A 13,679-nucleotide genomic window follows, 5' to 3' on the forward strand; every position below is an offset into this window, starting at 1 on the left:
CCGCGCGCGCACCGGCCCACCGGCCCGGGGCCGGGCGCTCAGCCCAGCGGGGTGAGCAGACACCGTCCCACCATCCCCACGCTCGCGTCGACGCGGTCGGTGAACTCCTCGCTCAGCTCCGGCAGGGACCGCAGCGCCCACAGCGTGCGGAAGGACGCCCAGGCGGCGCTCCGCGCGGCCTCCAGGGTCCACGAACCGACCAGGTGCGTCAGCGGATCGGCCACGTCCAGCACGTCCGGGCCGGGCATCAGCTCCTCCCGGACGCGCTCCTCCATCGCGACGAGCGCCTCGCCGATCCGGTCGAAGTCCCCCTCCAGGGCGGCCGGATCGCGGCCGAGCGCCCGGCAGGTGTCGCTCAGGGCCAGGGCCAGATCGTGCCCGATGTGGGCGTTGATCCCCGCCAGCGCGAACTGCAGGGGCCTGACGCCGGGATGGCCCCGCAGCTGGAACAGCGGTCGCCAGCAGGCCGGCACCCGCCGCCCCGACGCGGCCCGGTCGACGGCGCGCAGATACCGCTCGGCGAAGCGCACGTCCAGCTCGGCCGCCGCCCGGCGGTCGTGGAAGGCGCCCGCCGACGCCCGGCGGGCGATCTCCTCGGTGACCGCCAGATAGACGCGGTTGAAGACCGCCACGCCGTCGCCCGGCGGCAGCGCGGCCTCCAGCCGCCGCATCCCCGCCAGCACCCGCTCGATGCCGTCGGCGGCCGTCCCCGGCCGTTCCCCCACCCTTGTCATACACACAGAGTGACAGTGGACACGAAGCGTAGCCAGGGTCCGGGGTCCATTTAGCCCGAACGGGTGAACGGTTCGGTCAGGCCCCGCGGGGCGTTCCGCCCTCGCCGCCCGCCGTGTCGCCCGCCCCGCCGCCGGCCGCGTCGTCGTAGCCGCTCGTGCCCGAGTCGAGCAGCGGCTCCTGGGTCCTGAGGTGGGCGGGCGCCAGGGCGCGCAGCGCGTGGTAGCCGGTGATCACGACGATCGTGCCGAGGGCGATGCCGCTCAGCTCGAAGTTGTCGCTGATCTTCAGCCCGACGCCGCCCACGCCGATGATCACGCCCGCGGCGACCGGCACCAGGTTCAGCGGATTGCGCAGGTCGACCTTGTTGTGCACCCAGATCTGCGCGCCCAGCAGGCCGATCATGCCGTAGAGGATCACGGTGATCCCGCCCAGCACGCCACCGGGAACGGCGGCGACGACCGCGCCGAACTTCGGGCACACGCCGAACAGCAGGGCGAAGCAGGCCGCCGCCCAGTAGGCGGCGGTCGAGTAGACCCGGGTGGCGGCCATGACCCCGATGTTCTCGGAGTACGTGGTGTTGGCGGGGCCGCCGACCGCGGTGGACAGCACCGTGGCCGCGCCGTCCGCGGCGATCGCGGTGCCCAGCTGGTCGTCCAGCGGATCGCCGGTCATCTCGCCGACGGCCTTGACGTGCCCGGCGTTCTCCGCGATCAGAGCGATGACGACCGGCAGCGCCACCAGCGCCGCCGACCAGCCGAAGCTCGGCCCGTGCAGCGAGGGCAGGCCGATCCAGTCCGCCTTGCCCACCCCGGAGAGGTCCAGCCGCCAGTGGTCGACGGCCTCGGTGCCGCCGTGCACCGAGTGGATCTTCCCGAGGACGCGGTCGAGCACCCAGGACAGGGCGTAGCCGAAGAGGAGGCCGAGGAAGATCGCGATGCGGGACCAGAACCCGCGCAGGCACACCACGGCGAGCCCGGTGAACAGCATCGTCAGCAGCGCGGTCCACTGGTCCTGCGGCCAGTAGGTGGTGGCCGTCACCGGCGCCAGGTTGAAGCCGATGAGCATGACGACCGCGCCGGTGACCACCGGCGGCATCGCCGCGTGGATGATCCGGGCGCCGAACCTGCGCACCGCCAGACCGCTCAGGAACAGCACCACGCCCACCACGAGGATCGCGCCCGTGACGGCCGCGCTGTCCCCGCCCTGCGCCCTGATGATCGCGGCGACGCCCACGAAGGAGAGGCTGCACCCCAGGTAGCTGGGCACACGGCCGCGGGTCGCCAGCAGGAAGATCATGGTGGCGACGCCCGACATCATGATCGCGAGGTTCGGGTCGAGCCCCATCAGGACGGGCGCGACGAACGAGGCGCCGAACATCGCGACCACGTGCTGGGCACCGAGCCCCGCCGTCCTCGGCCACGAGAGCCGCTCATCCGGTCTGACGACGGCTCCCGGGGCGGGGGTCCGCCCGTCGCCGTGCAGGGTCCAGCGGACGCCGAGGCCCATGACTGCTCCATATGTCGCGTTGTGGTGATCCGGACCATGCTAAGCCGGGCGCCGCGGTGCGCCCGCCCGCCGGCGGCCGCGCAGGGGGTTGCTGCGATCGGCGCAATATGCACCCCGTAGGGCTGTATGACCAGAAGCACCGGCTGTTTATCAGTTCATGCGAGGTATGCGTTCATTGTCCGACTTTCCTGCAATTCAGGAGACACACATGCGTAACCTCGTCGGCCGCACCGCGGCCGCCGCGTTCATCGCCGGCGCAACCATCATTCCGCTCGCCGGAGTGGCCCAGGCCGCGCCGCAGATCGCGTCGGGCGCCCAGTCCTCGAGCTGGGACGACGACCACGACCGAGGCCGTGACCGCGGCCGCGACCGGGACTGCGACCGCGACAAGGGCCGCGACCGTGACAAGGGTCGCGACAAGGACAAGGGCCGTGACAAGGGCCGTGACCGGGACAAGGGCCGTGACCGCGACCGCGACCGGGACTGCGACCGCGGGCGTCACCACGACCGTGACCGGGACGACTGCGACCACGGCCGTGACCGCGGCCGCGACCGGGACGACTGCGACCGCGGGCGTCACCACGACCGGGACGACTGCGACCACTGGCGTCACAGCTGGAGCCACGACAGCTGGGGCCACAACAACTGGGGCCACAACAACTGGGGTGGCGGCTGGGGTGGCATCTTCATCGGTAAGTGGAAGCACCACGGCGGCTGGGACTGGGGCCACAACAACTGGGGCCACAACAACTGGTGGGGTGGCGGCCACGACAACTGGGGTGGCGGCCACGACCACTGGGGCGGCAGCCACGAGCACTGGGGCGGCCACCACAAGGGCGATGACTGCGGCGACAAGTGGGGCGGCGGTCACCACCGCGGCCACGACGACTGCAACGACCACGGGCACGGCGGCGGCCACTGGGGCGGCGGGCACGGCTGGGGCATCCTGATCTGACCCTTCCGCGCCTGACGGTCCCCCTCCACCGCGGGCCGTGGCCGACCCCACCGGGACGGCTCACGGCCCGCGGCGGCGTGTCCGGGCGAGCGCGGGCGCGCTCTCACGCCCCGCGGCCGGCACGCGCAGCACCCCCGCCCCCGCGACCAGCCCCGCCGCCAGCACGGTCACCAGCGCGAACGACACCACGAGCGAGGTGGCGCCGGCGATCTGGCCGATGACGGCCGGCGCGACCAGCGCCGAGGAGTAGACGACGGTCGCGACGCCCGCGATGGCCTGGTCCGGGTGCGGCCCGCCGCGGCCCGCCGCCGCGAAGGCCAGCGGGACGACCACGGCGATCCCCACGCCCAGCAGACCGAAGCCCGCGATCACGACCGGGACCCCGGCCGAGGAGACCACCAGCGCCCCGCCGAGGACCGCCAGGACCCCGCTCGCCCGGACCGTCCCCACGGGCCCGAAGCGCCGCACCACGGCGTCGCCGGCGAAGCGGGCCAGTGCCATCGCGCAGGCGAACGCCGTGGTGCAGGCGGCGGCCGTGCCCGCCGCGGAGCCGGTCACGTCGCGCAGGTAGACCGCCGACCAGTCCAGCCCCGCGCCCTCGGCGAAGACCGCGCAGAACCCGACCGCCCCGATGGCCAGGGCCGACCGGGGCGGCGGGGCGAAGCGGGGCGGCGGGCGGTCGCCGGCCGCAGGGCGCAGGTCGAGCACCCCGCGGCAGGCGACGACCCCTACCGGGACGAGCACGGCCGCGGCCAGCGCGAAGTGGACGCGGGCGTCGGTCCCCACGTGGGCGGCGACCGTGCCGGCCGCGGAGCCGGCGAGCCCGCCCGCGCTCCACATCCCGTGCAGTCCCGACATCACCGGGCGGCCGAGCCGCTCCTCGGTACGGACGCCGAGCGCGTTCATCGCGACGTCCGCCATCCCCGAGGTCGCCCCGTACACCAGCAGCGCGCCGCAGAGCGCGGTCAGGCCGGGGGCGAGGGCGACGGGCACCAGCGACAGGCACCACAGGACGAGCAGCAGGCGCAGCGCGGCCCGGGTGCCGTAGCGATGGGTGACACGCCCCGCGAGCGGCATGGCGACCGACGCGCCGATCGCGGGGGAGACGAGCGCGAGGCCGAGCGCACCGGCACCGGCGCCCACGTGGTCCTGGATCCAGGGGACGCGGGTGGCGAAGCTGCCGGTGACCGCGCCGTGGACGGCGAAGACCGCGGCGATCGCGATCCGCGCCCGGCGGACGCGGGCGCCGTCAGGGTCCGAAGGTGTGGTGTCCATGCCGTTCCCCGTCCGCCGGCCCGACCGTGCGCCACCAGTCCATCAGCAGGTGCCCTGGTCCTGCCAGACCCCCCAGGGGCCGGTGGTGCCGGGCTCCTCGCCGCGCGTCCACCACTTGGCCTTCCAGGTGTGCGACTGCCAGGAGACGGTGGCGCCGCCGTTGTAGGCGGTCTCCCGGTCCCAGGCCGGCGCGGCGCAGGTGCCGCCGGTGGGGCTCGCGGTCGGCGTGCCGGTGGGCGTGCCGGTCGGGGTCCCGGTGGGTGTGGCCGTGGGCGTGCCGGTCGGAGTGGGCGTGGGGCCGCCCGGGTCGACCACGGTGGTGCCGCGGGCCAGGTCGCCGGCCAGGGCGTAGGTGCGGCCGCCGAAGGTCACGGTCCAGTTGGAGGGCGTGGACACCGGCAGGTAGTAGACGAAGTCGAGGCTCGTCGACGCGCCCGGGGCGAGCGGCTGGGAGGCGGGCAGTCGTACGGAGACCCGGTGGTAGTCGCCCTTGAGGCCGCCGACGTTGCCCGTCGCGGTGTGATCGCTGCGGACGACCTTCAGGCCCCAGCCCGACTGGTCCTTGGCGTTGCCGGGCGCGGAGTTGGCGTAGTCGAACTGGAACTCCGTGCCGCCGGGAAGGGCGGTCCGGGTGTTGTTGGTGATGCGGATCTTGGGGTTGATGGGGTAGTTGGAGTCGCCCAGCGGGAAGTCCGTGAACTCCACGCCGACGTCGACCGCCTGGTCCGGCAGGTCCGTCGTGGCCCGCCGGGCGCCGTACCCGGGGGCGGCGCGGAAGGCGTCGTGGAGGGCGGTCGTCAGGGTGGAGCCGGGCTCGTACTGGCCCTTGCCCGCGTTCCAGCCGTAGTCGCCGGCGAGCTCCCAGATCATGGTGCCGCCGAGGCCCTTGTCCACCACGTACTGCGCCTTGGCCTTCACCGACTGCTCGTCCTCGGTGGACAGGAAGACCTTCTTCTCGGCGTTCCACAGCCAGGGGGCGGTCAGCGTGGCGTCGTAGTGACGGGCGTACGTCCCGCTCGGCTTCGTGCCGGCCGGGAAGCCGTACTTCCGCAGGTAGTCGCCGGCGACGCCCTTCTCCAGGTTCTTGGCGTGCCACATCGGGTTGGACCCGGCGGGCGACTCCTTGCCGGCGTCGTCCTTGTCGTGCCAGAGGTTGTCGATGCCGACGGCGCCGTCGCCGCACGTCGTCAGGCCCGAGCCGGCCGGGCAGGTGGTGGTCTTCGCGGTGCCCCACAGGCCGTCGGTGCCGCCGGTGACGTTCTTCCAGCCGCGGGTGTAGTACGGCAGGCCGAGGTTGACGCGGCCGGGCGGCAGGGAGCCGCGGAAGTAGTGGTAGGCCCAGTCGCCGTTGAGGTAGCCGATGCCGCCGTACTGCGCGGTGGTGTAGACGCCCCACTTGGCGAGTTCGGCGTCCTTCCCGTCGTCGTACAGCGCGGCGTTGGGCCCGACGAATTCGTTCCAGGCGCCGTGCAGGTCGTACGACATCACGTTGACGTAGTCCAGGTACCGGGTGCTCCGGTACGTCTCCATGCCGCGCAGCAGATAACCGGACGAGGGCGCGGCGACCGAGAGCAGATAGTGCCGGCCGTCGGCGGCGCCGGCCCGGTCGAGCTTCTCGCGCAGCGTCTTCAGCAGGGCCGCGTACCCCTGGGTGAGGCCGCCGCGCCGGGCGTTGGCGAGGGCCCAGTCCTTGGGGTTCCCGGCGTCCTTCATCGAGGTCGGGTATTCGTAGTCGATGTCGACGCCGTTGAATCCGTACGTCCGGAGGAACGCGACGGTCGAATCCGCGAATTTCTCGATGCCGGCCTGGTTGACGGAGCCGTCGGCGTTCGTGGCCGTTTTGTAGAAGCCGCCGGAGTCGACGCGTTTCCCGTTCTCGTCGATGTATCCGCCGGTCTCGGCCCAGCCGCCCACGGAAATGAGCGTCTTCACCTGCGGGTGCTTCTTCTTGTACGTGGTCAGCAGGTTGAAGTGGCCCTTGTAGGGCAGGGCCGGGTCCATCTCGGCGCCGGCGACGCCGGGCCAGGTCATCCCCGTCGCGGGGTTGTCCGGGCCGTCCGCGCCGACGGAGATCCTGTCGTCGGGGCCGACGTGGGCGAAGGCGTAGTTGAGGTGGGTGACCTTGTCCCAGGGGATGTCCGGGACGAGGTAGGCGGGGGTGCCGTCCTTGCCGGTGCGCCAGCCGGTGAAGTAGCCGATGACGCGGCGCTGGTGGTCGGGGCCCATCGTCTCGCGGCCGGAGGCGTCGTAGACCGAACAGTAGGGGACGTCGACACCGGGGGTGGTGTAGAGACCGTCGGGGCGGCAGGCCGACTGGTCGGCGGCGTGCGAGACGGTCGCGGAGAGCGTGCCGGCCAGCAGTGAGGCCAGGGCGGCGCCCGCCGACGCGAGGGCGGCGATCCGGCGCCGGCGCGATCCGGAAGGTCTTCTTCCGGTCGATCCGGCGGGGGAGCCGGGGGTGCTCGTAGGGGACAACACGGTCGGTTCCTCCAGTGGGGGGCTCGTTGCCGAGCGGTGCGGGGGGTGTGCGACGTGCTGTGGCCCGTGGTGCGCGCGCACCGGCGGGCCGTACTCCATGGAGGTGTGGCAGAGGTTAAGAGGACTAGACCAGTGCGTCAATAGGTCTGGACCAAGTGCGCGGCGGGGTTCCGGTCGCCCCGCCGGGATGTGAGCCCGCGCACTCTGTCAAGTCCCCGTGGACACCGTGGCGCCGTCCGGCGTACGCTCGGACTCGCCGGATCTGCGGTTTTCAAGGAACCCACAGGTCAGGCGCTTTGTACTGGAAAATTGATCACATTCACGCAGCGCACTCCGGGGTCGGTGAAAGTCCGAACCGGCGGTTATAGTCCGCGACCCGACCGCACACCAGCGGCCGGTTGACCAGGTGGAATTCCTGGACCGACGGTTAAAGTCCGGATGGGAGGCAGTGCGCGGCGGGCACGCATCGGCACATCGTCATCGGTGGGCGCGGAGCGGGCGCCCTCGTGGCGTACCCGTATACCCGTTCCCCACCCGGCGTGATCCACCGCTGCGGCGTACCCGCTTGCTCGTCGTCCCGTACGACGCCCCGGAGTCCGTGCCCTGAAGAGGCAGGAGGACCCCGGTGGCCACCGCTACCGAAGCAGACGCGATGCGACGCGCCATCGCGCTCGCGGCCCGCGCCCTCGGCTCCACCAGCCCCAACCCCGTCGTCGGCTGTGTCCTCCTCGACGACCGCGGCCGGACCCTCGGCGAGGGCCTCCACCACCGGGCCGGCGGCCCGCACGCGGAGATCAACGCCCTGGAGGCCGCCCGCGCCGCCGGGCACGACGTCCGCGGCGCCACCGCCGTCGTCACCCTGGAGCCCTGCGACCACACCGGCCGCACCGGCCCCTGCTCCCGGGCGCTGATCGACGCCGGAGTCGCCCGCGTCGTCTACGCCGTCCCCGACCCCACCCCGGGCGCCTCCGGCGGCGCGGCCACCCTGGCCGCCGCCGGTGTCGACGTCGAGGGCGGGCTGCTCGCCGACCGGGCCGCCGACGGCAACGCCGCCTGGCTCACCTCCGTGCTGCGCGGCCGCCCCTTCGTGGTGTGGAAGTACGCCGCCACCCTCGACGGGCGCAGCGCCGCCGCCGACGGCACCAGCCGCTGGATCTCCTCCGCCGAGTCCCGCGCCGACGTCCACCGGCTGCGCGCCGAGGCCGACGCGGTCGTCGTCGGCTCCGGCACGCTGCGCGCCGACGACCCGCACCTGGCCGTCCGCGCCGACCCGCCGGGCCGGCCGGGCCCGGTCACCCAGCCGCTGCGCGTCGTCGTGGACACCCACGCCACGATCAAGCCCGGCGCCCGCGTCCTGGACGGCGCCGCGCCCACCCTCGTCGCCGTCGCCGAGGACGCCGACATCCGGCACCTCGCGGGCGTCGAGACCCTGCGGCTCCCGCGTGCCGCCGCCGGAGCCGGCCTCGACGTGCCCGCCCTGCTGGCCGCCCTCCACGAGCGCGACGTGCGCTCGGTCCTGCTGGAGGGCGGCCCCACTCTCGCCGGGGCCTTCCTGGCCGCCGGCGTCGTCGACCGGGTCGTCGGCTACGTCGCCCCCGCCCTGCTGGGCGCCGGACCGGCCGCCCTGGGCGACGCCGGCGTCGGCACCATCGCCCGGGCGCTGCGCCTGGACGTCACCGACGTCGCCCTGATCGGCCCCGACCTGCGGATCACCGCCACCCCTCAAGCCACCGCCCCCGCCACCGCCATCGAGGAGAACTGACGTGTTCACCGGAATCGTCGAAGAACTGGGAGAGGTCGTCGCCGTCGAGGAGCTCGACGACGCCTCCCGCTTCCGGCTGCGCGGCCCCCTCGTCACCGAGGGTGCCAAGCACGGCGACTCGATCGCCGTCAACGGCGTCTGCCTGACCGTCGTCGACACCGAGGACGGCGAGTTCACGGCCGATGTGATGGCCGAGTCCCTGAACCGCTCCAGCCTCGGCGCCCTCGTCCCCGGCTCCCGCGTCAACCTGGAGCGCCCCATGGCGCTCGGCGGGCGTCTCGGCGGCCACCTCGTCCAGGGCCATGTGGACGGCACCGGCACCATCCTGGAGCGGGTGCCCGCCGAGCACTGGGAGATCGTCAGGATCGGCCTCCCGGCCGGCCTCGGCCGCTATGTCGTCGAGAAGGGCTCGATCACCGTCGACGGCATCAGCCTGACCGTCGTCACCACCGGGGACGACTGGTTCACCGTCAGCCTCATCCCCACCACCCTCGCGCTGACCACCCTCGGCATCAAGCAGCCGGGCGAGCAGGTCAACCTGGAGGTGGACGTGCTGGCCAAGTACGTCGAGTCGCTGCTCGGCCACCGCGCCGGCGGCGGGGAGGGTCCGGCATGAGCGCCCTCTCCTGGCTGAACGGGGAGGCCTTCGCGGTCCTCGGCCAGCACGTCATCTGGTCCGACATGATCGGCAACAGCATCGGCCTCGTCGCCCTGGCCCTCGGCTGGCGGCGTTCGGTGTGGACCTGGCCGGCCCAGTTCCTCTCCGGCGTCGTCCTCGTCGCCGCCTACGCCTCCGCCCACCTCAGCGGCGGCATCGGCAAGCAGCTGCTCGTCATCGTCGTCGCCCTGTGGGGCTGGCGGCAGTGGACGCGCGGCCGGCAAGGGGCCCAGGACGGCTCCATCGCCGTGCGCTTCGCCAGTGGCCGCGAGCGGCTCCTGCTGCTCGCCGGCACCGCCGCCGGCACGCTCGCCGTCGGGTCCCTGTTCACCGCCGTGCCCGAGCTGTCCTGGAACCCCTGGCCGGACGCCTACATCTTCGTCGGCACCCTCGCCGCGATGGTCGCCCAGGCCCGCGGACTGGTGGAGTTCTGGTTCGCCTGGCTGCTCGTCGACGTGGTCGGCGTCCCGCTCGCCTTCGACAGCGGACTGGCCTTCTCCGGCCTCGTCTACGTCGTCTATCTCGTCCTCGTCCTCTGGGGCCTGCGCGACTGGTGGCTGCGTTCGCGCACGAGTCCCGCCCCCGCGACCGCTGCGGAAGGAGCAACGGCATGACCATCGTGCAGAGCTGGTACGAGACCGAGGGCGAGGAGGCCGGTGTGCTGACGCTCGACCCCGTCGAGCGCGCCATCGCCGACATCGCCGCCGGCCGGCCGGTCGTCGTCGTGGACGACGCCGACCGCGAGAACGAGGGCGACCTCGTCATCGCCGCCGAGAAGGTCACCACCGAGATCGTGGCCTTCATGATGAGCGAGTGCCGCGGCCTGATCTGCGTGCCCATGGAGGAGCCGGACATCGACCGGCTCGACCTGCCCCAGATGGTCGAGCGGAACACCGAGTCGATGCGCACCGCCTTCACCGTCTCCGTCGACGCCGGCCGCGCCCACGGCACCGACACCGGCATCTCCGCCGCCGACCGGGCCGTCACCATCCGCCTGCTGGCCGACCCCGCCGCCGTCCCCGGCGACTTCGTCCGCCCCGGCCACGTCTTCCCGCTGCGCGCCAAGCCCGGCGGCGTCCTGGCCCGCAACGGCCACACCGAGGCCGGCGTCGACCTCGCCCGCCTCGCCGGGCTCCGGCCCGCCGCCGCGATCGTGGAGATCGCCGGCGAGGACGGCGCCATGCTGCGCCTGCCCGAGCTGGTCCCCTTCGCCCGCAAGCACGGCCTGTCGATCATCTCGATCGAGGACCTGATCGCCTACCGCCGCTCCGCCGAGCCCACCGTGCGCCGCGAGGCCGAGACCCGGCTGCCCACCGCCCACGGCGACTTCCGCGCCTACGGCTACCGCTCCACCGTCGACGGCGTCGAGCACATCGCGCTCGTCTCCGGCGACCTCGGCGACGGCGAGGACGTCCTCGTCCGCGTCCACTCCGAATGCCTGACCGGCGACGTCTTCGGCTCCCTGCGCTGCGACTGCGGCCCCCAGCTGCACGCCTCCCTGGACCGGATCACCGCCGAGGGCCGGGGCGTCGTCCTCTACCTGCGCGGCCACGAGGGACGCGGCATCGGCCTGCTGCCCAAGCTGCGCGCCTACGAGCTCCAGGAGGAGGGGCGCGACACCCTCGACGCCAACCTCGAACTGGGCCTGCCCGCCGACGCGCGCGACTACGCCGCCGGCGCCCGCATCCTCACCGACCTCGGCGTGCGCTCGCTGCGCCTGCTGACGAACAACCCCGACAAGACCGCCGCCCTCGTCCGGCACGGACTCAAGGTCAACGGCCGCGAGCCCATGCCCGTCCAGGCCGGCGAGCACAACCTGACGTACCTGCGGACCAAGCGCGACCGCATGGGCCACGACCTGCCCTGGCTGGACACCGACCGGGTGTCCGCCTGCGGCAACCAGTGATCAGACCACCCCGACCGAAAAGAACCACCCGACCGAAAAGAGACGACACGTGAGCGGCAAGGGCGCCCCCGAGCTGAGTGTGAAGAACTGCCAGGACCTGCGTGTGGCCGTGATCGCCGCGCAGTGGCACGAGAAGGTGATGGACGGACTCGTCGACGGCGCCCTGCGCGCCCTCCACGACCTCGGCATCGACGAGCCGACGCTGCTGCGCGTCCCGGGCAGCTGGGAGCTGCCGGTCGTGGCCAAGGCCCTCGCCGGCCGCGGCTACGACGCCATCGTCGCCCTGGGCGTCGTCATCCGCGGTGGCACCCCGCACTTCGAGTATGTGTGCCACGGCGTCACCGACGGCCTGACCCGGGTGTCCGTCGACACCGGCGTCCCGGTCGGCTTCGGCGTGCTCACCTGCGACACCGAGGAGCAGGCCCTGGACCGCGCCGGGCTGGAGGGCTCCAACGAGGACAAGGGCCACGAGGCCGTCACCGCGGCCGTCGCCACGGCGGTGATCCTCCGCTCGGTGTCCGAGCCCTGGCACTGACCCGGGGGCCGGGCGGCGTAGGGTAGGACCACCATGTCCAAGAAGACGTTCGAGGAGCTCTTCGCCGAGCTCCAGCAGAAGGCCTCCGCCGACCCCGCCACCTCCCGTACGGCCGAGCTGGTGGGCAAGGGCGTCCATGCCATCGGCAAGAAGGTCGTCGAGGAGGCCGCCGAGGTGTGGATGGCCGCCGAGTACGAGGGTGCCGAGGCCACCGCCGAGGAGATCTCCCAGCTCCTGTACCACCTTCAGGTGATGATGGTGGCCCGGGGGATCTCCCTGGACGACGTATACGCTCATCTCTGATCCACCGGATCCACCTCTCCCGTACACCCCGCTTCCCGCACGAAGGAAAACAGACCTCATGCTGCGCATCGCCGTTCCCAACAAGGGTTCTCTCTCCGAGCCTGCGTCGGCGATGCTCCATGAGGCCGGCTACCGCCAGCGCAAGGACCGAAGGGAGCTCGTCCTCGTCGACGCCGAGAACGAGGTCGAGTTCTTCTTCCTGCGCCCGCGCGACATCGCCGTCTACGTCGGCTCCGGCAAGCTCGACATCGGCATCACCGGCCGGGACCTGCTGCTCGACTCCGGCTCCCAGGCCGAGGAGATCATGCAGCTCGGCTTCGCCGGCTCCACCTTCCGCTACGCCACCCGGCCGGGCACCGCGAGCGACGTCAGCGAGTTCGGCGGCATGACGATCGCCACCTCCTTCGCCGGCCTGGTCACCAAGCACCTCGCCGACCACGGCGTCGACGCCGCCGTCGTCCACCTCGACGGCGCGGTCGAGACCGCCATCCAGCTGGGCGTCGCCGAGATCATCGCGGACGTCGTCGAGACCGGCACCACCCTGCGCAACGCCGGCCTGGAGGTCATCGGCGAGCCGATCCTCACCTCCGAGGCCGTGGTCATCCGCCGGCACGGCGCGCCCGTGGACGACCCCAAGGTCCAGCAGTTCCTCCGCCGGATGCAGGGCGTCCTGGTCGCCCGCCGCTACGTGATGATGGACTACGACATCCGTGTCGAGCACGTCGACCGGGCCGTCGCCCTCACCCCGGGCCTGGAGTCCCCGACCGTCTCCCCGCTCCACCACGAGGGCTGGGTCGCGGTCCGCTCGATGGTCCCGGCCAAGGACGCCCAGCGGATCATGGACGAGCTCTACGAGCTCGGCGCCCGGGCCATCCTCACCACGGGCATCCACGCCTGCCGCCTCTGACGGACCACCGCCGCAGCCCCGAAAGAGACCATTCCGACGTGACCACCCCCGCCCCGGCGGCAGCCGGCCTGCCCGCGCTGCCCGTCACCTTCCGTCCCACCCGCACCCGCGTCGTCCTGCTCGGCATCGGCTCCGCGCTGTTCGTGGTGCTCACGGTGATGTCGTTCCTGCTGACGACGTTCACCACGGGGGACCGGATCACGTTCATCTCCACCGGTCTGCTCGGCCTCGCGGTCCTCGGCCTGCTCAGCCGCCCCAAGGTCGTCGCCACCGAGGACGGTGTCACCGTCACCAACCTCACGACGACCCGGCGGCTGGCCTGGGCCCAGATCGTGCGGGTGAACCTCCGTTCGGGCGACGCCTGGGTCCACCTCGACCTCTCCGACGGCACCAGCCTGCCCGCCATGGGCATCCAGCCCGGCATCGCCCGCGACCGGGCCATCGCCGACGCCCGCGCCCTGCGCGCCCTCGTCGAGGCGCACGGCACAGGGCGCTCCACGACCTGAATCGCCGTCCCTCCCGGTTCCTTGATTACTCTGGTGCCACGGGCACACACGTGCCCCGCCCCGTCACCGGGGCACCTGCGAAACGAGGAGTGACGAACTCCGGCGATGGACGGATCGTCCTGTAGTACCTGCGCCGCCCCCTACGGCGAGGCG

13 protein-coding genes and 1 riboswitch are annotated in these 13,679 nt (G+C 72.8%); of the genes, 9 read left to right on the plus strand and 4 right to left on the minus strand.

Annotation, left to right across the window (positions count from 1 at the left end):
* Window positions 1-38 precede the first annotated feature (38 nt).
* Both AC07BS_RS31490 and AC07BS_RS31495 read right to left on the minus strand, forming a co-directional pair.
* On the minus strand, window positions 39-734 hold the full coding sequence (locus tag AC07BS_RS31490) for a DUF5995 family protein (protein ID WP_478644468.1): 696 nt from the start codon (window positions 732-734) through the stop codon (window positions 39-41).
* A gap of 76 nt (window positions 735-810) precedes the next feature.
* A complete protein-coding gene (locus tag AC07BS_RS31495; RefSeq protein WP_478644465.1) occupies window positions 811-2,241 on the minus strand; it encodes a uracil-xanthine permease family protein in 1,431 nt (476 codons plus the stop codon).
* Between the two features lie 208 nt (window positions 2,242-2,449).
* Between AC07BS_RS31495 and AC07BS_RS31500 the strand changes: the two genes are divergently transcribed.
* Window positions 2,450-3,196, plus strand: coding sequence for a hypothetical protein (locus tag AC07BS_RS31500; RefSeq protein WP_478644463.1), 747 nt, complete (start codon window positions 2,450-2,452; stop codon window positions 3,194-3,196).
* 60 nt (window positions 3,197-3,256) lie between these two features.
* On the opposite strand, the gene AC07BS_RS31505 is transcribed toward AC07BS_RS31500, so the two are convergent.
* A complete protein-coding gene (locus AC07BS_RS31505) occupies window positions 3,257-4,471 on the minus strand; it encodes an MFS transporter (RefSeq protein ID WP_478935202.1) in 1,215 nt (404 codons plus the stop codon).
* A 42-nt stretch (window positions 4,472-4,513) separates the two neighbouring features.
* Window positions 4,514-6,871 carry a chitinase C-terminal domain-containing protein gene (locus AC07BS_RS31510; RefSeq protein WP_478935211.1) on the minus strand — a complete coding sequence of 786 codons (2,358 nt, stop codon included), beginning with the start codon at window positions 6,869-6,871 and terminating at the stop codon, window positions 4,514-4,516.
* A 402-nt stretch (window positions 6,872-7,273) separates the two neighbouring features.
* A riboswitch (FMN riboswitch) is annotated at window positions 7,274-7,405 on the plus strand.
* Between the two features lie 196 nt (window positions 7,406-7,601).
* Between AC07BS_RS31510 and ribD the strand changes: the two genes are divergently transcribed.
* Genes ribD through AC07BS_RS31550 form a run of 8 tightly spaced genes read left to right on the plus strand, consistent with a single transcriptional unit; the run spans window position 7,602 to window position 13,526 of the window.
* Window positions 7,602-8,711 carry a bifunctional diaminohydroxyphosphoribosylaminopyrimidine deaminase/5-amino-6-(5-phosphoribosylamino)uracil reductase RibD gene (gene ribD, locus AC07BS_RS31515; protein ID WP_478935203.1) on the plus strand — a complete coding sequence of 370 codons (1,110 nt, stop codon included), beginning with the start codon at window positions 7,602-7,604 and terminating at the stop codon, window positions 8,709-8,711.
* Between the two features lies 1 nt (window position 8,712).
* A complete protein-coding gene (locus tag AC07BS_RS31520; protein WP_478644456.1) occupies window positions 8,713-9,327 on the plus strand; it encodes a riboflavin synthase in 615 nt (204 codons plus the stop codon).
* Window positions 9,324-9,983: a nicotinamide mononucleotide transporter family protein gene (locus AC07BS_RS31525; protein WP_478935204.1), complete on the plus strand. Its 660-nt coding sequence runs from the start codon at window positions 9,324-9,326 to the stop codon at window positions 9,981-9,983. The genes AC07BS_RS31520 and AC07BS_RS31525 overlap by 4 nt, the downstream gene beginning before the upstream one ends.
* On the plus strand, window positions 9,980-11,275 hold the full coding sequence (locus tag AC07BS_RS31530; protein ID WP_478935205.1) for a bifunctional 3,4-dihydroxy-2-butanone-4-phosphate synthase/GTP cyclohydrolase II: 1,296 nt from the start codon (window positions 9,980-9,982) through the stop codon (window positions 11,273-11,275). The genes AC07BS_RS31525 and AC07BS_RS31530 overlap by 4 nt, the downstream gene beginning before the upstream one ends.
* A 49-nt stretch (window positions 11,276-11,324) precedes the next feature.
* Entirely contained in the window at window positions 11,325-11,810 is a 486-nt protein-coding gene (gene ribH, locus AC07BS_RS31535; protein ID WP_478644451.1) for a 6,7-dimethyl-8-ribityllumazine synthase, read from the plus strand.
* Window positions 11,811-11,843: 33 nt separating this feature from the next.
* Window positions 11,844-12,113, plus strand: coding sequence for a phosphoribosyl-ATP diphosphatase (locus AC07BS_RS31540; protein WP_086574932.1), 270 nt, complete (start codon window positions 11,844-11,846; stop codon window positions 12,111-12,113).
* A 58-nt stretch (window positions 12,114-12,171) separates the two neighbouring features.
* Window positions 12,172-13,020 carry an ATP phosphoribosyltransferase gene (gene hisG, locus AC07BS_RS31545; protein ID WP_478644449.1) on the plus strand — a complete coding sequence of 283 codons (849 nt, stop codon included), beginning with the start codon at window positions 12,172-12,174 and terminating at the stop codon, window positions 13,018-13,020.
* A gap of 38 nt (window positions 13,021-13,058) precedes the next feature.
* Window positions 13,059-13,526, plus strand: a complete 468-nt coding sequence (locus AC07BS_RS31550; RefSeq protein WP_478644446.1) for a PH domain-containing protein — start codon at window positions 13,059-13,061, stop codon at window positions 13,524-13,526.
* Window positions 13,527-13,679: the final 153 nt, after the last annotated feature.

Source organism: Streptomyces sp. NPDC044063, from assembly GCF_056434285.1.

Excerpts from the sequence above, each read along its gene's own strand:
- AC07BS_RS31525 (WP_478935204.1), top strand. The coding sequence starts at position 9,324 with ATGAGCGCCCTCTCCTGGCTGAACGGGGAGGCCTTCGCGGTCCTCGGC.
- hisG (WP_478644449.1), top strand. The coding sequence starts at position 12,172 with ATGCTGCGCATCGCCGTTCCCAACAAGGGTTCTCTCTCCGAGCCTGCG.
- ribD (WP_478935203.1), top strand. The coding sequence starts at position 7,602 with ATGCGACGCGCCATCGCGCTCGCGGCCCGCGCCCTCGGCTCCACCAGC.
- AC07BS_RS31495 (WP_478644465.1), bottom strand. The coding sequence starts at position 2,241 with ATGGGCCTCGGCGTCCGCTGGACCCTGCACGGCGACGGGCGGACCCCC.
- AC07BS_RS31500 (WP_478644463.1), top strand. The coding sequence starts at position 2,450 with ATGCGTAACCTCGTCGGCCGCACCGCGGCCGCCGCGTTCATCGCCGGC.
- AC07BS_RS31530 (WP_478935205.1), top strand. The coding sequence starts at position 9,980 with ATGACCATCGTGCAGAGCTGGTACGAGACCGAGGGCGAGGAGGCCGGT.
- AC07BS_RS31540 (WP_086574932.1), top strand. The coding sequence starts at position 11,844 with ATGTCCAAGAAGACGTTCGAGGAGCTCTTCGCCGAGCTCCAGCAGAAG.
- AC07BS_RS31505 (WP_478935202.1), bottom strand. The coding sequence starts at position 4,471 with ATGGACACCACACCTTCGGACCCTGACGGCGCCCGCGTCCGCCGGGCG.
- AC07BS_RS31490 (WP_478644468.1), bottom strand. The coding sequence starts at position 734 with ATGACAAGGGTGGGGGAACGGCCGGGGACGGCCGCCGACGGCATCGAG.